Here is a 16947-nt window from a genome sequence, read left to right on the forward strand (position 1 = left end):
CCCCCCGTGGCTGCCCGGCGTCGCCTTTTGTGCCGCAGGGGGCGCGTCTTAGGGTTGGGTCCGTGAACTCCCCCGAATCCGCCGAGAATCCCGCCCCCGTGTGTTCGGCCAAGGGCTGCCGTGCCGACGCCGTCTGGGTGCTGGCCTGGAACAACCCGAAGCTGCACACGCCGGAGCGCCGCAAGACGTGGCTGGCCTGCGAGGAGCACCGGGAGCACCTGTCCTCGTTCCTCGGGGTGCGGGGCTTCCTCAAGGACGTGGTGACGCTGGCGGAGTGGGAGTCGCGCCCCGCGGCCCCGTGACCGGGCGGGGTCAGCCGCCGATCGCGGACATGGGGCGGTCGGGCTGGAGGAAGCTCGGGTCGTCGAGGCCGGACCCGGCCTTCTTGCCCCACATCGCCTGCTTCCAGACGCGGGCGATCTCCTCGTCGGGCGCGTCCGAGCGCAGGGCCCCGCGCAGGTCGGTCTCCTCGCGGGCGAACAGGCAGGTGCGGACCTGCCCGTCGGCGGTGAGCCGGGTGCGGTCGCAGGCCCGGCAGAAGGGGCGGGTGACGGACGCGATGACGCCGACCCGGTGCGGTCCGCCGTCGACGGTCCAGCGCTCGGCGGGGGCGGAGCCGCGCTCGCCGTCGTCCTCGGGGGTGAGGTCGAAGCGGGTGCGCAGCGAGTCGAGGATGTCGCCCGCGGTGATCATGCCGTCGCGCTTCCAGCCGTGCTGGGCGTCCAGCGGCATCTGCTCGATGAAGCGGAGCTCGTAGCCGTTGTCGACGGCCCAGGCGAGCAGGTCGGGGGCCTCGTCGTCGTTGAGCCCCGGCATCAGGACGGTGTTGACCTTGACAGGGGTGAGTCCGGCCTCGCGGGCGGCCTCCAGACCGGCGAGCACGTCGTGGTGGCGGTCGCGGCGGGTGAGGGTCTTGAACACCTCGGGCCGCAGGGTGTCGAGCGAGACGTTGACCCGGTCGAGTCCGGCGTCCCTGAGGGCGGCGGCGGTCCGCTTCAGCCCGATGCCGTTGGTGGTGAGGGACATCCTCGGGCGGGGGTCCAGTTCGGCGCAGCGCTGGACGATGGAGACGAGGCCGGGGCGCAGCAGGGGTTCGCCGCCGGTGAAGCGGACCTCGGTGACGCCGAGGGTGGTGACGGCGATGCGGACCAGCCGGACGATTTCGTCGTCGGTGAGCAGGTCGGGCTTGCCCAGCCACTGCAGGCCCTCCTCGGGCATGCAGTACGTGCAGCGCAGGTTGCACCGGTCGGTGAGCGAGACGCGCAGGTCGGTGGCGACCCGGCCGTAGGTGTCGATGAGCATGGTGGGCCCCCTCCCCCGGTGACTTCCCGGTCGCGGTATCTGACTCCTTCGAGCCTACGCGAGAGCGGTGGAGGCGGCGGGGCCCGTTTGGCACGAGGTGCGGCGAGGCCGCGTCGTAGGACTCTACGACGCGGCCTCGTACGGACGTGCTCAGTGGGCTCCGATGCCGGTGAGGGACTTGACCTCCAGTTCGGCGTACTTGCCCTTGTCCGGCTCCTCCTTGGACAGGAGCGAGCCGATCCAGCCGAGCAGGAAGCCGAGCGGGATGGAGATCAGGCCGGGGTTCTCCAGCGGGAACCAGGCGAAGTCGACGCCCTTGAACATCGAGGACTTCTCGTTGCCGGAGACGACCGGCGAGAACAGCACCAGGATCACGGAGGAGGCCAGGCCGCCGTAGATCGACCACAGGGCGCCCTGGGTGGTGAAGCGCTTCCAGAACAGGCTGTAGAGGATCGTCGGCAGGTTGGCGGAGGCGGCGACGGCGAAGGCCAGGGCGACGAGTCCGGCGACGTTCATGTCGCGGGCGAAGACGCCGAGGACGATCGCGGCGGCGCCGATGAAGACGGTGGACCAGCGGGCGGCCCTCATCTCCTCCTGCTCGGTGGCCTGCCCCTTGCGGATGACGTTGGCGTAGATGTCGTGCGCGAAGGAGGACGAGGAGGCGAGGGTCAGACCGGCGACGACGGCGAGGATGGTGGCGAAGGCGACGGCGGAGATGACGGCGAGCATGATCGCGCCGCCGGTGGTGCCGACGCCTCCGAGGTATTCGGCGAGCTGCGGGGCGGCGGTGTTGCCGGGGGCCGCGATGTTCTTCGGGCCGATCAGCGCGGCGGCGCCGAAGCCCAGGGCGATGGTCATCAGGTAGAAGGCGCCGATGATGCCGATGGCCCAGTTGACGGACTTACGGGCGGCCTTGGCGGTGGGCACCGTGTAGAAGCGGATCAGGATGTGCGGGAGGCCGGCGGTGCCGAGGACCAGGGCGAGGCCGAGGGAGAGGAAGTCCAGCTTCGAGGTGCCGGTGGCGCCGTACTTCAGCCCGGGCTCCAGGAAGGCGGAGCCGTGGCCGCTCTTCTCGGCGGCGGTGCCCAGCAGGTCCGAGACGTTGAAGTCGAACTTCCACAGGACCATGAGGGTCATCAGGAGGGCGCCGGCGATGAGCAGGACCGCCTTGACCATCTGGACCCAGGTGGTGCCCTTCATGCCGCCGATGGTGACGTAGACGATCATCAGTACGCCGACCAGCGCAACGATGAGGATCTTTCCGCCGTCGCTGCTGATGCCGAGGAGCAGGGTGACCAGTGCTCCGGCGCCCGCCATCTGCGCCAGCAGGTAGAAGATCGACACGATGATGGTGGAGACGCCCGCCGCGGTGCGCACCGGGCGCTGGCGCATCCGGTAGGCGAGGACGTCGCCCATGGTGTAACGGCCCGAGTTGCGCAGGGGTTCGGCGACGAGCAGGAGCGCGACCAGCCAGGCGACGAGGAAGCCGATGGAGTAGAGGAAGCCGTCGTAGCCGAAGAGGGCGATGGCGCCCGCGATGCCGAGGAAGGACGCGGCGGACATGTAGTCGCCGGAGACCGCGAGTCCGTTCTGGAAGGCGGTGAACTGCCGCCCGCCCGCGTAGAAGTCGGAGGCACTGCGGGTCTGGCGGCCGGCCCAGACGGTGATGCCGAGGGTGGCGGCGACGAAGACCGCGAACAGCGTGATGATGAGCGGCCGGTGCTCGCTGGTGGACGAGGCGGCGAGGGTCACGGCGGTGTGGGAGTGGTACGCGGCGCTCATGCGTCGGCCTCCATGCGGTGCTTGATGGCCTCGGCCTTCGGGTCCAGCTTCGCGTTGGCGTGCCGCGAGTAGAACCAGGCGATGAGGAAGGTGGTGAGGAACTGGGCGAGGCCGAAGACGAAGGCCACGTTGATGTTGCTGAACACCTTGGTGCCCATGAAGCCGCCCGCGTAGTTGGAGAGCAGCACGTACAGCAGGTACCAGAGGACGAAGGCGACGGTCAGCGGGAAGGCGAACGAGCGGTAGGAGCGGCGCAGTTCGCCGAACTCCGCGCCGCCCTGCTCCGCGATGAACGCCTCGGTCGTGGGCTGGGCGGGGGTCTTCTCGGTACTGCCCTCGGGCGGCGGTGCATCGGTAGCCACGGATTCTCCTCGCGACGCGGGTGCGGTGGTGGGGACGGTCGGTTGCATGGGGACCTCGGGTTCGGGGGTGGTGATGCGCTTCCCCTGACAACGGCACGCAACGCGCGGCGAAGCGGTTCACTTCGGTTCGCGCCTTCTCTCCATCACCCCTTCGGGGGGTCCGATGTGCACGTGTTCGTGCGAATCGATTGATGTGCCGGGATGATCGGCGCTAGCTTCACTGGTCATGTACGCGACCGGACACGCCCCGTGTCCGGTCGGCTGACACGGATGAAGTGGAGACCCCATGGCTCATCTGGGATCCGGACGGACGCGCGCACTGACGCTGCCCGTCGGATTGGCCCTCACCGCCTCGCTCGGCTTCCTGCCGGCGGGGGTCGCCTCCGCCGCCCCGGCGGGGCACGGTGCCCCCGCGGCGGCGGTGCCGGCGGACGGACCCGAACTGTCGTACGTGGTCAACACCCAGGGCGGTCCGGGCACCGTCAAGCAGGTGCGCAAGGCGATAGAACGGGCCGGCGGCACGGTGGTGATCGCCTACGACCGGATCGGCGTCATCGTCGTCCACTCGAAGAACCCGGACTTCGCGAAGACGGTCCGGGAGGTCAGGGGCGTCCAGTCGGCCGGTGCCACGCGCACCAACCCGATCGTGCCCCAGGCCACCAAGGACATCGGGGTCGAGCAGCCCCTGACGGCCGCGCAGGAGAAGGCCGCGGCGGCGGAGGCGACGGCGGACCAGGACCCGATGGAGCCGTTGCAGTGGGCCCTGCCGGCGATCAAGGCGGACCAGGCGCACAAGAAGTCGCTGGGCAGCTCGAAGGTGACGGTCGCGGTCATCGACACCGGGGTGGACGACACCCACCCCGACCTCGCGCCCAACTTCGACCGCGCGGCCTCCGCGAACTGCGTGTCGGGCGCCCCGGACACGACGGACGGCGCCTGGCGCCCGAAGCCCGGCGAGAGCGACCACGGCACCCATGTCGCCGGCACCATCGCGGCGGCCAAGAACGGCATCGGCGTGACGGGTGTGGCGCCGGGCGTGAAGGTGTCCGGGATCAAGGTCGCCAACCCGGACGGCTTCTTCTACACCGAGTCCGTCGTCTGCGGCTTCGTCTGGGCGGCCGAGCACGGGGTGGACGTCACGAACAACAGCTATTACACCGACCCGTGGATGTACAACTGCAAGAACGACCCGGACCAGGGCGCCCTGGTCGAGGCCGTGTACCGGGCCTCCCGGTACGCCGAGCTGAAGGGCGCGGTCAACGTCGCGGCCGCCGGGAACTCCGCCGAGGACCTGGCGGCGGACTCCATCGAGGACACGACCAGCCCGAACGACACCACCCCGGGCGGCCGGACCGTCGACCCGCGCCAGTGCCTGGACATCCCGACGATGCTGCCCGGCGTCGTCACGGTCTCGGCGACGGGCGCGAAGGGCCTGAAGGCGTCGTACTCGAACTACGGGAACGGGGTCATCGACGTGGCCGCCCCCGGCGGGGACTCGACGATCTACCAGACCCCCGAGCCCCCGGCGACGAGCGGCCTCATCCTCTCGACGCTGCCGGGCGGCAAGTACGGCTACAAGGCCGGTACGTCGATGGCGTCCCCGCACGTCGCCGGCGTCGTGGCCCTGATCAAGTCGAAGCACCCGTACGCGACGCCCGCCGCGGTCAAGGCGCTGCTGGCGCTGGAGGCGGACGCGAAGGCGTGCGACGAGCCGTACGACATCGACGGTGACGGCACGGCCGACGCGGTCTGCGAAGGCGGCAAGAACCGCAACGGCTTCTACGGGGCCGGTGTGGTCGACGCGCTGGACGCCGTGCGCTGGTGAACCCGGGGTCCGGGGGCCGGTGCGTCACGGCCCCCGGACCGCCGGATCACCGGCGATTCACGGCGTGATGAGGACCTTGAGCGCCGTGCGCCCGTCCATCGCCTTGTAGCCGGCCGGTACGCCGTCGAGCCCGACGGACAGGTCGAAGACGGGCGAGGGGTCGATGGTGCCGTCCAGCACGTCGGGCAGCAGCTCCGGGATGTACGTGCGCACGGGGGCGACGCCGCCGCGCAGCGCGATGTTCCGGTCGAACATGTCGCCGAGGTCGAGCCCGGTGCCGCTGCCGTGCGGGACGCCCACGTAGCCGATCGCCCCGCCGTCCCGGGTGATGCCGACGGCGGTGCGCATCGACTGCTCGGTGCCCACGGCCTCGATCACGCAGTGCGCGCCCTCGCCGCCGAGCAGCTCCCGTACGGCCGCGACCGCCGCGTCGCCGCGCTCGGCGACGACGTCGGTGGCGCCGAAGTCACGGGCGATGTCCGTGCGCGCCGCGTGCCGGCCGAGCGCGATGATCCGCTCCGCGCCGAGGCGCTTGGCGGCCAGCACGCCGCACAGCCCGACGGCCCCGTCCCCGACGACGGCGACGGTCGATCCGGCCCGTACGCCCGCGCCGACCGCCGCGTGGTGGCCGGTGCCGAGCACGTCGGACAGGGCCAGCAGCCCGGTGAGCAGCCGGTCGTCGGAGGCCGCGGCGGCGGGCAGGGCGACCAGGGTGCCGTCGGCGAAGGGCACGCGGACGGCCTCGCCCTGCCCGCCGTCGGAGCCGACCGAGCCCCAGAAGCCGCCTTGCGGGCAGGAGGTGGTCAGGCCCTCGGCGCAGTACGCGCAGGTGCCGTCGGACCAGACGAACGGGGCGACGACCAGGTCCCCGGCGGAGAACCCGCGCACCTCGGACCCGGCCTCCTCCACGATGCCCAGGAACTCGTGGCCGATGCGCTGACCGGGCTGCCGGGCGGACTCCCCCCGGTAGGCCCACAGGTCGCTGCCGCAGATGCAGGCCCGCAGGACCCTCAGCACCACGTCGGTGGGCTGCTGGATGACCGGGTCGGGCACCTCCTCCACGCGGATGTCGTGGGGGGCGTGGATGACGGTGGCGCGCATGCGTGGGGGTCCTTGCTGATCTCAGATGCTGATACTCCCTTCACGGTACGCCCCCGGGCCGGCTTTCTCCCGGGCCGGGGCCAGTACCCCCAGGGTGAGCAGGAGCTGCGCGGCGGCATAGGTGAGCATCACCCAGAAGCCGGGGGCCGGGGGCTGCGGCCGGTCCGCGATGCCGGTGGCGATCAGCGCGTCGGAGAGGAGGAAGAGGGCCCCGCCGGTGGCCGCGTACCGGCCGAGGACGCCGGAGCGGTACGCCATGGCGGTCAGCAGCAGGCTGTAGCCGGCCATCGGAATCCGCAGCCCGCCCGGCAGCCCGTCCCAGAGCAGGACGAGGAACGCGGTGAGCACGACGGCGTACGCGAGCGCCGGGAGCAGCGCCCCGCGCGCCCGGCCGAACAGCACCAGGTAGCAGACGTGCCCGGCGGCGAACCCGGCCATCCCGACGAGGAACGCGAGGTCGGAGTCGGCCAGCAGGAACACATCGCCCGCCCAGCCGCACAGCAGCGCCGCGATCAGCAGCCGGGGCCCTCGCCGGGCGAGGGCGTACCCGGCGAGCAGCGGCATCAGGAGCGGCTTGGCGCCGAGGTGGAGCCAGCCGGGTCCGGTGAGTACGCCGACGAGGTCGACGGCGCACGCGACGAGGAAGGCGATCAGCAGGGGCCGGGCGTACCGCTCGTTCATGCGGTGCCCTCCGGGGCGGGAGCGGCGACGGGGGCGGCGGCCGGGGCGGTACGGGCCGCGGCCGGCTGCCAGCCCGGGCCGCGGAAGATCCGCCCGGCCCGCTCGCCCCAGCCGCTCGCGGCGCGGACGTCGCGGGCGATGGCGGCGTACTCGTGGGTGGCGACGCGCAGCGGGTTGTACGTGCGGATGTTCTTGGTGAGTCCGTAGACCGGCCGCACCGTCTCCTGGGCGAACGAGCCGAACCAGCGGTCCCACACGATGAGGATGCCGCCGAAGTTGCGGTCGAGGTAGCCGCCCTGCGAGGCGTGGTGCACCCGGTGGTGGGAGGGCGTGTTGAGCACGTACTCGAAGGGCCGGGGCAGCTTGTCGATCCGCTCGGTGTGCACCCAGAACTGGTAGACGAGGTTGGCCGACGAGCAGAACGCGAGTGCCGCCGGGTGCACCCCGCACGCGATGAGCGGCAGATAGAACGGCCAGGAGGTCAGCGAGGTCCAGGGCTGGCGCAGCGCGGTGGAGAGGTTGAACTTCTCGCTGGAGTGGTGGACCACGTGGCAGGCCCACAGGATGCGGATGACGTGGTGGCCGCGGTGGGACCAGTAGTAGAAGAAGTCCTGCGCGAGCAGCATCAGCAGGACCGTCCACCACAGGACCGGGACGCGCAGCGGCGTCAGCTCGTACACCGCGGTGTAGAGGGCGACGATGGGCACTTTCCACAGCAGGTCGAAGACCAGGCTGCCCAGCCCCATGGTGATGCTGGTGGCGGCGTCCTTCGCCTCGTACCCGGCGGCGTCCTCGTCGGGATGGAAGTGGTGCAGCGCCATCTCCAGGACGGTGAGCAGGACGAAGGCCGGTATGGACCAGAGCACTACATCGGGCAGGTTCGTCGGCATGCCTGCACGGTAGGGCCGGGGTCGGCCGGGGACCAGATGTTGTTACCAACAAGTATGTGAGACCGGCTGTCAGCACTCTTTGGCACCTTCCGACAGGGAGGCGACGTACGATCGCTCAACCGGCGTGACTTGGGGGAGGAACTACCGTGCAGGGACTGGAAGTTGCGTTGCTGAGGCTGGCGACGACGGTGATCGGCACGGTGACCAGGTCACTGCTGGCGCCGAAGCCCGGCGCCGGCCTCGTCCCCGACCCGGTCCGCCCGCTCCCCCGCCCCGCGAAGCCGGACCGGCTGGCGAAGGTGCTGGGGGGACGCCTGGCGGAGGCGTACGCGGATCTCCCCGGTCACGAGCGCCTGGCCGCCGTGGACGCGGTACGGGACGCGTTCGCGGCCGGGGACGGGGTGACGGCGGACCGGCTGTTCGCCGTGGGCCTCGACCCGGAACGGCTCGCGGCGACGCTCCCGGCGCCGGACCCGGGGCTCTCCGAGCGGGCGAGGAGCCTGTACGGGGAGCTGCTGGACCGGTGCTGCGCGCATCTGATCGAGCAACTGACCGCCGAGCCCTCGTTCCTGGCGCGTGCCGCCGTGGAACAGACCCGCGCCACGGAGCACACCCGGGAACTGGTGGAGGACGTACGCCGACGGCTCGGCCCGGCGCCGGACGCCGCCGCCCTGGACTTCGAGGGGCGTTACGCGCGGTTCGTCGCGCAGGCGCACAGCCGGATGGAGCTGTTCGGGCTCACGCTGGGCCGCTCGGCCGGCGACTGGCCGCTGGAGACGGCCTACATCAGCCTGGCGGTGAGCTCCCAGGACAGCGTGCCGGAGTGGTGGGAGGCCGGGGGTCCGGAGCGGGTGACGGTCAAGGTGGAGCAGTGCCTCGCGGGGAGCGAGCGGCTGCTGCTGCGGGGGCCGGCCGGGTCCGGCAAGAGCACCCTGGTGCAGTGGCTCGCGGTGAACGCCGCCCGGCAGTCCTTCGGCGGCGAGCTGGCGGACTGGAACCGCTGCGTACCGTTCGTCCTGCGCCTGCGCGCGTTCACCTCGGACGACCGGCTGCCGGGCCCGGAGGACTTCCTGCGCGCGGCGGGCGTCCCGCTGCACGGCTCGGCGCCCGCGGGCTGGGCGGACCGGCTGCTGTCGGAGGGGCGCGGCCTCGTCCTGGTGGACGGGGTGGACGAGGTCCCGGCACGGCTGCGGCAGCGCACGGAGCGGTGGCTGAAGGACCTCATCACCGCGTATCCCCGCTCCCGGTACGTGGTGACGACCCGGCCCTCAGCGGTCCCGGAGAGCTGGCTGTCCGGCTCCGGCTTCGAGGCGCACTCGCTGCTGCCGATGCGGGGGAAGGACATCCGCGCCTTCATCGAGCACTGGCACCGGGCCGCCCGCCTGGAGTGCGCGTCCGACGAGGAGCGCGACCGGCTCGACACGTACGAGGAGGCGCTGCGGCACGCCGTGGTCACCCGGCGCGATCTGGGCAGGCTGGCCACCAACCCGCTGATGTGCGCCCTGCTGTGCGCGCTCAACCGCGACCGGCGCATGCAGCTGCCGAGGGCCCGGAAGGAGTTGTACGACGCCGCGCTGGACATGCTCCTCGTGCGCCGCGACACGGAACGCGAGATCACCGGCGTCGAGGGCGTCGACCTGACCCGCGAGGAGCAGACCGCGCTGCTGCAACGGCTGGCGTACTGGCTGATCCGCAACGGCCTGGCGGAGGCGGACCGGGGCGAGGCCCTCGATCTGGTGACCGAGTGGCTGACGGCGATGTCCCAGATCCGGGCGACCCCGGAGGACGTCTTCTCCCACCTCCTCATCAGGAGCGGCCTGCTCCGCGAACCCGCGCCGGGGGCGGTCGGGTTCGTGCACCGCACGTTCCAGGACTACCTGGGTGCCAAGGCCGCGGTGGAGGCCCGCGACCTGGGCGTCCTGGTCAAGAACGCGCACGACGACCAGTGGCACGACGTGATCCAGATGGCGGTGGGCCACGCCCGGCCGGACGAACGGGAGCGGCTGCTGCGGCAGTTGCTGCGGCGCGCGGACCGAGCGCCCCGGCACCGTCACCGCCTGGTCCTGCTGGCTGCGGCGAGCGCGGAGCACGCCCCGGAGCTGGGGCCCGCGTTGCGGGCCGACATCCGCGACCGGACGGAGGCGCTGCTGCCGCCCCGCAGCCGCGAGGAGGCGGAGGCGCTGGCGGCTGTCGGGGAGCTGGTGTTGGAGCTGCTGCCGGGGCCGGACGAGGTGGAGAGCGAGTATGCCGCGGGGTACGTCGTGCGAACGGCCGGGCTGGTGGGCGGGGACGCGGCGTTCGAGGTCATCCGGCGCTATCGCGAGGACGAGCGGGTCTGGGTGGGTTCCGAGCTGTGCGAGGCGTGGGGCTCCTTCGACACCGTCACGTACGCCCAGGAGATCCTGGCGGCACGACGCTGGGACGCGCACTACCTCTCTGCGGCCACTGCGGAGCAGTTCGCGGCTCTGCGTCATGTCCCGGAGGCCGCCTCGGTACGGTTGCAGGGCATCCGGCCCGACCTGACTCCGCTGGCTTCCCGCCGCGGCTTGAAGAGGCTCTTCGTCTTCGACAACGACGACCTGACGGATCTCTCCCCGTTGGCCTCGATCGCCTCGCTTGCCGAGGCAGGCTTCAGCCTGTGTCCCGGAGTCCGCGATCTCAGTCCCCTGCACGGCCTGCCCCTGACGTGGCTTTCCGTGGTCCAGCTCCATCCGGATCTACCGGCAGAGCAATTGGCGCCGTTCACGGAAGCTTCCTACCTCGTCCTGGGCCACCGCTTCCCCGTCGGATGCATCGGCGAGTTGCCGCTGAGCAGCCGCCTCAAGACCCTGCTCCTCCTGGCACAGACCGGTGACCTGAGTCTGGAGGGAATCGAGCAGTGGCCCGGGGTGGAATCCCTCCACCTCGAAAGCACGGCCCAGTTGCGGTACCTGAGCGGTTCGACATCTCTCCAGGGTCTCCGTCACCTCGCTCTCGACGGCCTGGACGAGCTCGACCTGACGCTGCTGTGTGGTGCGTCGTCCCTGGGCTCACTCAGCCTCTACCGCTGCGGGCTCTCCCGGGGCCTGGAGCCCTTGACCGAGCTGACCGGCCTTTCCCTCTTCTCCCACCCGAAGAATCCCGATGCCCAAGGGGTCTACGACCTGACGCCTCTGGCCGGTCTCGAACGGCTCACCATCGCCCTCGGCACCGACACACCCACCACCGGCGAGGAGCACTTCCCGCCCGACCGGATCAAGCGCCTGCGCTGAGGCCCTAAACCCCCGCCGCCCCCAGCAAATGACCCGCCGCGTACGTCACCGCCATGGCCACCGCTCCCCCGCCCATGTTCCGCAGCACCGCACGGCCCGGGGCCGCCTCGCCCAGGCGGGCGCTCCACCAACCCGTCACGGCCAGCACCGCGAGGACGGAGAGCACGGTCACCGGGACCCGGGCGGTGGCCGGGGGCAGCACGATCGCGAGCAACGGCAGGAGCGCGCCCACGGTGAACGCGAGGAAGCTGGCGCCCGCCGCGTGCCAGGGGTTGGTGAGGTCGTCCGGGTCGATGCCGAGTTCCACCTCCGCGTGGGCGCGCAGCGCATCCCGTTCGGTGAGCTGGACGGCGGCCTCATGGGCGACCTCGCGGCTCAGCCCCTTGCCCTCCAACAACCCGGTCAGCTCGGCGAGTTCCGCCTCCGGGGTTTCCTGGAGCTCCCGCTTCTCGGTGGCCAGCGCGGCCTTCTCCGAGTCGCGCTGGGTGGACACCGAGACGTATTCGCCGGCCGCCATCGACAGCGACCCGGCGAGCAGCCCGGCCAGCCCGGCCGTCAGCAGGGCACCCCGGTCGTCGGTGGCCCCGGCGACACCGACGACGAGTCCGGCGGTGGACACCACGCCGTCGTTCGCCCCGAGCACGGCGGCCCGCAGCCAGTTGAGCCGGGCGCCCAGCCCGGCACCGTGAGGTTCGTCGTGCTCAGGCGCTCGCGTCATCCCGGGATGGTCTCACCCGCGGCGCCACCGGGCACGCACCCGCACCGAATAGGGGACTGTCCGACACGGCCCGTATTCTCTGTGACCATGCTCGACGACCCGCAGACCGCAGCGCCCTGGCCGGCCGCCTACCCGCAGGGGTACGCGGTTGTCGACGTGGAGACCACCGGGCTCGCCCGGGACGACCGGATAGTGTCCGCCGCGGTCTACCGCCTGGACGCGCGGGGCGAAGTCGAGGACCACTGGTACACGCTGGTCAATCCGGAGCGCGATCCGGGCCCCGTCTGGATCCACGGGCTGACGAGCGACGTGCTGGAAGGGGCGCCGCTCTTCCCCGAGATCGCCGCCGAGCTGTCCGAACGGCTGGCGGACCGGGTGCTCGTCGCGCACAACGCCGCGTTCGACTGGTCGATGCTGGCGCGGGAGTACGCGCGGGCCTCGGTCACCGCGCCGGTGCGGCAGCGGCTGTGCACCATCGCGCTGGCCAAGGAGCTCCGGCTGCCGCTGGCCAACCACAAGCTGGCGTCCCTCGCGGAGCACTTCGGCGTGGTCCAGCAGCGCGCGCACCACGCGCTGGACGACGCGCGGGTGCTGGCGGAGGCGTTCCGCCCGAGCCTGCACGCGGCGGCACGGGGCGGTGTGCGGCTGCCGCTCCTGGAGTGCCGGCCGCTGACCGAGTGGTCGCACTCGCCGGTGACCCCGCGGTCCGGATCCTCCTCGTACGGGGGGCACGCCACCTGGCGCGCCTCGCGGAAGCGTCCGGCCTGCCCGTATCCGAACCCGGGCCGGTACGAGAAGGACAAACCGCTCAAGCAGGGCATGCGGGTGGCGTTCTCCGGGGACACCTCGATCGACCGGGAGCTGCTGGAGGACCGCGCGGTGGAGGCGGGGCTGCACGTGGCGACCAGCGTCTCCCGGCTGACCAGCCTGCTCGTCACCAACGACCCGGACTCGCCGACGTCGAAGACGGTGAAGGCGAAGGCGTACGGCACCCCGATCCTGGACGAGAGCGCCTTCACGCACCTGCTGCGCGATGTCGCCCCGGCCGTCGCGAAGGTGCCGGCGCCCACGCCGTCATCGGAGTGAACCGGGGGCGACTCGCCGCCCGCCGGCCACCCGCCGCCGCTTCCGCGTCCCACCCTGTGGCGCATGGCACGTTGTGAGGTCTGCGGAAACGATTACGGGATGTCCTTCGAGGTGCACGCGCAGGGCGCGGTGCACGTCTTCGACTGCTTCGCCTGCGCCATCCACCGCATGGCGCCCATCTGCGAGCACTGCCGGGTCCAGGTCATCGGCCAGGGCGTCGAGGTCGACGGGCACTGGTTCTGCGGCGGGCACTGCGCCCGCGCGGAGGGGAAGGTGGGCATCGTCGACCGGGTCTGAGGAGGTGGGGCGGCCACCCCTTCGGCCACCCCGTGCGCGAGACGCCCCACGGCCGGTTGTACCGTCGTGGGGTGTACCGCTTCCTGATGACCCGGCAGTGGCTGATCCTCGCCCTCCTCTCGCTCGTGCTCATCCCCACGATGATCGAGCTGGGTTTCTGGCAGCTGCACCGGCACGAGCACAAGGTCGCGCAGAACGCCCTGATCTCGCGCAATCTGAAGGCGGACCCGGTCGCCGTGTCCGCGCTCACCTCCCCCGGCCACACCGTCCCGCGCTCGGACTACTGGCGCACCGTGACGGCCACCGGGACGTTCGACGAGAAGCACGAGGTCGTCGTCCGCCGCAGGACCGCCACCGACGGCTCCATCGGCGTCCATGTGCTGATCCCGTTCGACCTCAAGGGCGGCGGCACGGTGCTGGTCAACCGGGGCTGGGTCCCGTCCGCCGACGACCAGCACGCCTTCCCCGACGTACCGGCCGCCCCGAAGGGCGAGGTGACCGTCACCGGGCGGCTCAAGGCCGACGAGACGACCGGCGCGAGCGGCATCAAGGACATCTCGGACCTTCCGGACCGTCAGGTGATGCTGATCAACAGCGCCCAGCAGGCCCGGCTGCTCGACCGCCCGGTGCTCGGCGGCTACATCGAGCTGACCGCCCCGGCCCCGAAGAACGGCTCGCCCGAGCCGATCGAGGCCCCCGACGACAGCTCCATCGGCCCGCACATGGCATACGCCGTGCAGTGGTGGCTCTTCGCCGCCGGAGTCCCGGTGGGCTTCGTGGTCCTGGCCCGGCGCGAGAAGCGCGACCGGGTCGCGGCGGCACAGGCGGCCGCGGCCGAGGACGCGGCACCGGAGCCCGAGCCCGCCCAGGCGTGACTCCTGCCTCTCCCGGCACACAGTCCGCTTAACGGGGGCCGGGTTCGGGAAGACGCCTGAACGTGACCCCACGCATCGAGGACTACGCCCTCATCGGCGATCTCCAGACCGCGGCCCTGGTCGGCAAAAACGGTTCTGTCGACTGGTTGTGCCTGCCCCGCTTCGACTCGGGCGCCTGCTTCGCCGCCCTGCTCGGCGACGAGGACAACGGCCACTGGCGGATCGCGCCCAAGGGCGCGGACACCTGCACCCGGCGCGGCTACGCGGGCGACTCCCTCGTCCTGGAGACGTACTGGGAGACGCGCACGGGCACCGTCAAGGTCGTCGACTTCATGCCGCAGCGCGACAAGGAGCCGGACGTGATGCGGATCGTCGAGGGGGTCAGCGGCACCGTCGAGATGTCGTCCGTGATCCGGCTGCGTTTCGACTTCGGGTCCATCGTGCCCTGGATGCGCCGCTCCGACGGCCACCGGGTCGCGGTCGCCGGGCCGGACTCCGCCTGGCTGCGCAGCGAACCGCCGGTCAAGACATGGGGCCAGCAGTTCTCCACCTGTTCGTCCTTCACCGTGTCCGAGGGCGAGAAGGTGGCCTTCGTCCTCACCTGGCACCCCTCGCACTCGCCCCGGCCCAAGCGCGTCGACCCCTACGAGGCGCTGGAGAACACCCTGAGCGACTGGGCCGAGTGGTCCGCCCGCTGCAAGTACCAGGGGCCGTACCGGGACGCCGTGATCCGCTCGCTGATCACCCTCAAGGCGCTCACCTTCGGCCCGACCGGCGGCATCGTGGCGGCCCCGACCACCTCGCTCCCGGAGGAGATCGGCGGCGTACGGAACTGGGACTACCGCTTCTGCTGGCTGCGGGACTCCACGCTCACCCTCGGCGCGCTGGTCTCGGCCGGCTATCTGGAGGAGGCCGCCGCCTGGCGGGACTGGCTGCTGCGGGCGGTCGCCGGCGACCCGGCGGACCTGCAGATCATGTACGGGCTGGCCGGTGAGCGCAGACTCCCCGAGTCCGAGCTGCCCTGGCTGCGCGGTTACGAGAACTCCGCCCCGGTCCGGATCGGCAACGCGGCGGTGCGCCAGCGCCAGCTGGACGTCTACGGGGAGGTCATCGACTCGCTCCGGCTGGCCCGTGACGCGGGCCTGGACGACAAGCCGCACGCCTGGAGCCTCCAGCTCAGCCTGCTCGGGTTCCTGGAGTCCACCTGGCGCGAACCGGACGAGGGGCTGTGGGAGATCCGGGGGCAGCGGCGCCACTTCGTGCACTCCAAGGTGATGGCCTGGGTCGCGGCAGACCGGGCGGTGCGCAGCCTGGAGGACGACCCCTCGCTGGCCGGGGACGCCGACCGCTGGCGGGCGATGCGGGACGCCGTGCACCGGGAGGTGTGCGAGAAGGGTTACGACCCGGTGCGCAACACCTTCACCCAGTCGTACGGCTCCCGGGAGCTGGACGCCGCGACGCTCCTGATCGCCCGGACCGGCTTCCTGCCGCCGGACGACCCGCGGGTGATCGGCACGGTGGACGCGGTGCGCGAGGAGCTGGGCAGCGACGGCCTGGTGCGCCGCTACAGCACGGACGGCGGCTCGATCGACGGACTGCCGGGCGGCGAGGGCGCGTTCCTCGCCTGCTCGTTCTGGCTGGCCGACGCCCTGCGCCTGACCGGGCGCGACGAGGAGGCCACCGCGCTCTTCGAGCGGCTGCTGGACCTGCGGAACGACGTGGGCCTGCTGGCCGAGGAGTACGACACGGCGGCGGGGCGCCAGCTCGGCAACTTCCCGCAGGCGTTCAGCCACATCGGCCTGGTCGGCACGGCGGTCGCGCTGGCCGGGGCACAGCCCGCCGAAGCACGGGCCACCGAGGACGGCACCGGGGACGGCACGGCAGGATAGGGCCATGGATCTTGGACTGAAGGACCGTGTGTACATCGTCACCGGAGCGACGCGCGGGCTCGGCTACGCCACCGCGCGGGCCCTGGTGACGGACGGTGCGAAGGTGGTCATCACCGGCCGGGACGAGAAGCGCGCCCAGCAGGCCGCCGCCGACCTGGGCCCGGACGCCGTCGGGCTCGCCGCCGACAACGCCGACCCGGCGGCGGCCGAACGGCTGGTGGAGGCCGCCCGGGAGGGCCTGGGCCGGCTCGACGGCATCCTCATCAGCGTCGGCGGCCCGCCGCCGGGCGGGATCGCGGACAACACCGACGAGCAGTGGCAGACGGCCTTCGAGTCCGTCTTCCTGGGCGCGGTACGGCTGGCCAGGGCCGCCGCCGCGGCGCTCGGCGAGGGCGGGGTCATCGGCTTCGTGCTCTCCGGCTCCGTCCACGAGCCGATCCCCGGGCTGACCATCTCCAACGGGCTGCGCCCCGGCCTGGCCGGCGTCGCCAAGTCGATGGCCGACGAGCTCGGCCCGCGCGGCATCCGGGTCGTGGGTCTGCTGCCGGCCCGGATCGACACGGACCGGGTGCGGGAGCTGGACGCGCTGTCGGGCGACGCGGAAGCCGCGCGTACCGCCAACGAGGCGAACATCCCGCTGCGCCGCTACGGCACCCCGGAGGAGTTCGGCCGCACGGCCGCGTTCCTGCTGTCGCCCGCCGCCTCGTACCTGACGGGCATCATGGTGCCGGTCGACGGCGGCCACCGGCACGGGTTCTGAGCCGCGGGGGGTGGGGGGGGGGGGCGCGCCCCCCCCCCCCCCCCCCCCCACCCCCCCCCCCCCGGGGGGGGGGGGCGGGGGGGGGCGCCCCGGGGGGGGGGGGGGGGGGCCCGCCGGGGGGCCGGCGG

General features: G+C 72.2%; 15 protein-coding genes. 8 read left to right on the plus strand and 7 right to left on the minus strand.

The genetic code is table 11. The annotated features are described in order from the left end of the window. Nucleotides 1–62 precede the first annotated feature (62 nt). Nucleotides 63–302 (plus strand): hypothetical protein, encoded by a 240-nt coding sequence (locus ACZ6C6_RS00140; protein ID WP_018104718.1) that lies wholly within the window; start codon nucleotides 63–65, stop codon nucleotides 300–302. 10 nt (nucleotides 303–312) lie between these two features. Here ACZ6C6_RS00140 and moaA read toward each other — a convergent pair whose 3' ends face one another. The 3 genes from moaA to ACZ6C6_RS00155 all read right to left on the minus strand — a co-directional run bounded on the left by moaA (nucleotide 313) and on the right by ACZ6C6_RS00155 (nucleotide 3446). Next, nucleotides 313–1302, minus strand: a complete 990-nt coding sequence (moaA, locus tag ACZ6C6_RS00145) for a GTP 3',8-cyclase MoaA (RefSeq protein ID WP_469197525.1) — start codon at nucleotides 1300–1302, stop codon at nucleotides 313–315. 150 nt (nucleotides 1303–1452) lie between these two features. Further along, the gene (locus ACZ6C6_RS00150; protein ID WP_469197527.1) at nucleotides 1453–3084 is read right to left on the minus strand and encodes a solute symporter family protein; all 1632 of its coding nucleotides are present in this window, start codon (nucleotides 3082–3084) and stop codon (nucleotides 1453–1455) included. Next, nucleotides 3081–3446, minus strand: coding sequence for a DUF485 domain-containing protein (locus ACZ6C6_RS00155; RefSeq protein WP_469197529.1), 366 nt, complete (start codon nucleotides 3444–3446; stop codon nucleotides 3081–3083). Before ACZ6C6_RS00155 ends, ACZ6C6_RS00150 begins: the two co-directional genes overlap by 4 nt. Before the next feature lie 286 nt (nucleotides 3447–3732). Between ACZ6C6_RS00155 and ACZ6C6_RS00160 the strand changes: the two genes are divergently transcribed. Then, nucleotides 3733–5271, plus strand: coding sequence for a S8 family peptidase (locus ACZ6C6_RS00160; RefSeq protein ID WP_469197531.1), 1539 nt, complete (start codon nucleotides 3733–3735; stop codon nucleotides 5269–5271). Nucleotides 5272–5328: 57 nt separating this feature from the next. Here ACZ6C6_RS00160 and ACZ6C6_RS00165 read toward each other — a convergent pair whose 3' ends face one another. Genes ACZ6C6_RS00165 through ACZ6C6_RS00175 form a run of 3 tightly spaced genes read right to left on the minus strand, consistent with a single transcriptional unit; the run spans nucleotide 5329 to nucleotide 7943 of the window. Then, nucleotides 5329–6372, minus strand: a complete 1044-nt coding sequence (locus ACZ6C6_RS00165) for a zinc-dependent alcohol dehydrogenase family protein (protein WP_469197533.1) — start codon at nucleotides 6370–6372, stop codon at nucleotides 5329–5331. A gap of 21 nt (nucleotides 6373–6393) precedes the next feature. Then, nucleotides 6394–7053: a lysoplasmalogenase gene (locus ACZ6C6_RS00170; RefSeq protein ID WP_469197535.1), complete on the minus strand. Its 660-nt coding sequence runs from the start codon at nucleotides 7051–7053 to the stop codon at nucleotides 6394–6396. After that, a complete protein-coding gene (locus tag ACZ6C6_RS00175; RefSeq protein WP_469197537.1) occupies nucleotides 7050–7943 on the minus strand; it encodes a sterol desaturase family protein in 894 nt (297 codons plus the stop codon). The genes ACZ6C6_RS00170 and ACZ6C6_RS00175 overlap by 4 nt, the downstream gene beginning before the upstream one ends. Nucleotides 7944–8089: 146 nt before the next feature. On the opposite strand from ACZ6C6_RS00175, the gene ACZ6C6_RS00180 reads away from it, so the two are divergent. Further along, entirely contained in the window at nucleotides 8090–11194 is a 3105-nt protein-coding gene (locus ACZ6C6_RS00180; protein ID WP_469197539.1) for an NACHT domain-containing protein, read from the plus strand. A gap of 4 nt (nucleotides 11195–11198) precedes the next feature. Here the strand turns inward: ACZ6C6_RS00180 and ACZ6C6_RS00185 are convergent, their stop codons facing one another. Continuing rightward, nucleotides 11199–11912, minus strand: coding sequence for a VIT1/CCC1 transporter family protein (locus tag ACZ6C6_RS00185; protein ID WP_330311493.1), 714 nt, complete (start codon nucleotides 11910–11912; stop codon nucleotides 11199–11201). Between the two features lie 81 nt (nucleotides 11913–11993). On the opposite strand from ACZ6C6_RS00185, the gene ACZ6C6_RS00190 reads away from it, so the two are divergent. The 5 genes from ACZ6C6_RS00190 to ACZ6C6_RS00210 all read left to right on the plus strand — a co-directional run bounded on the left by ACZ6C6_RS00190 (nucleotide 11994) and on the right by ACZ6C6_RS00210 (nucleotide 16819). Next, a complete protein-coding gene (locus ACZ6C6_RS00190; RefSeq protein WP_469197541.1) occupies nucleotides 11994–12998 on the plus strand; it encodes a DEDDh family exonuclease in 1005 nt (334 codons plus the stop codon). Nucleotides 12999–13061: 63 nt separating this feature from the next. After that, nucleotides 13062–13295 carry a hypothetical protein gene (locus tag ACZ6C6_RS00195; protein WP_026171732.1) on the plus strand — a complete coding sequence of 78 codons (234 nt, stop codon included), beginning with the start codon at nucleotides 13062–13064 and terminating at the stop codon, nucleotides 13293–13295. A gap of 71 nt (nucleotides 13296–13366) precedes the next feature. Beyond that, entirely contained in the window at nucleotides 13367–14170 is an 804-nt protein-coding gene (locus tag ACZ6C6_RS00200) for an SURF1 family cytochrome oxidase biogenesis protein (RefSeq protein WP_469197544.1), read from the plus strand. A gap of 62 nt (nucleotides 14171–14232) precedes the next feature. Next, nucleotides 14233–16059: a glycoside hydrolase family 15 protein gene (locus ACZ6C6_RS00205; protein ID WP_469197545.1), complete on the plus strand. Its 1827-nt coding sequence runs from the start codon at nucleotides 14233–14235 to the stop codon at nucleotides 16057–16059. A 4-nt stretch (nucleotides 16060–16063) separates the two neighbouring features. Further along, nucleotides 16064–16819, plus strand: a complete 756-nt coding sequence (locus ACZ6C6_RS00210; protein WP_469197547.1) for an SDR family oxidoreductase — start codon at nucleotides 16064–16066, stop codon at nucleotides 16817–16819. Nucleotides 16820–16947: the final 128 nt, after the last annotated feature.

It is taken from the genome of Streptomyces sp. NPDC041814 (assembly GCF_055590565.1).

Bases quoted from the DNA above. Each gene is read 5' to 3' on its own strand.
- ACZ6C6_RS00160 (WP_469197531.1), top strand. From the start codon at position 3,733: ATGGCTCATCTGGGATCCGGACGGACGCGCGCACTGACGCTGCCCGTC.
- moaA (WP_469197525.1), bottom strand. From the start codon at position 1,302: ATGCTCATCGACACCTACGGCCGGGTCGCCACCGACCTGCGCGTCTCG.
- ACZ6C6_RS00195 (WP_026171732.1), top strand. From the start codon at position 13,062: ATGGCACGTTGTGAGGTCTGCGGAAACGATTACGGGATGTCCTTCGAG.
- ACZ6C6_RS00165 (WP_469197533.1), bottom strand. From the start codon at position 6,372: ATGCGCGCCACCGTCATCCACGCCCCCCACGACATCCGCGTGGAGGAG.
- ACZ6C6_RS00210 (WP_469197547.1), top strand. From the start codon at position 16,064: ATGGATCTTGGACTGAAGGACCGTGTGTACATCGTCACCGGAGCGACG.
- ACZ6C6_RS00170 (WP_469197535.1), bottom strand. From the start codon at position 7,053: ATGAACGAGCGGTACGCCCGGCCCCTGCTGATCGCCTTCCTCGTCGCG.
- ACZ6C6_RS00175 (WP_469197537.1), bottom strand. From the start codon at position 7,943: ATGCCGACGAACCTGCCCGATGTAGTGCTCTGGTCCATACCGGCCTTC.
- ACZ6C6_RS00185 (WP_330311493.1), bottom strand. From the start codon at position 11,912: ATGACGCGAGCGCCTGAGCACGACGAACCTCACGGTGCCGGGCTGGGC.
- ACZ6C6_RS00150 (WP_469197527.1), bottom strand. From the start codon at position 3,084: ATGAGCGCCGCGTACCACTCCCACACCGCCGTGACCCTCGCCGCCTCG.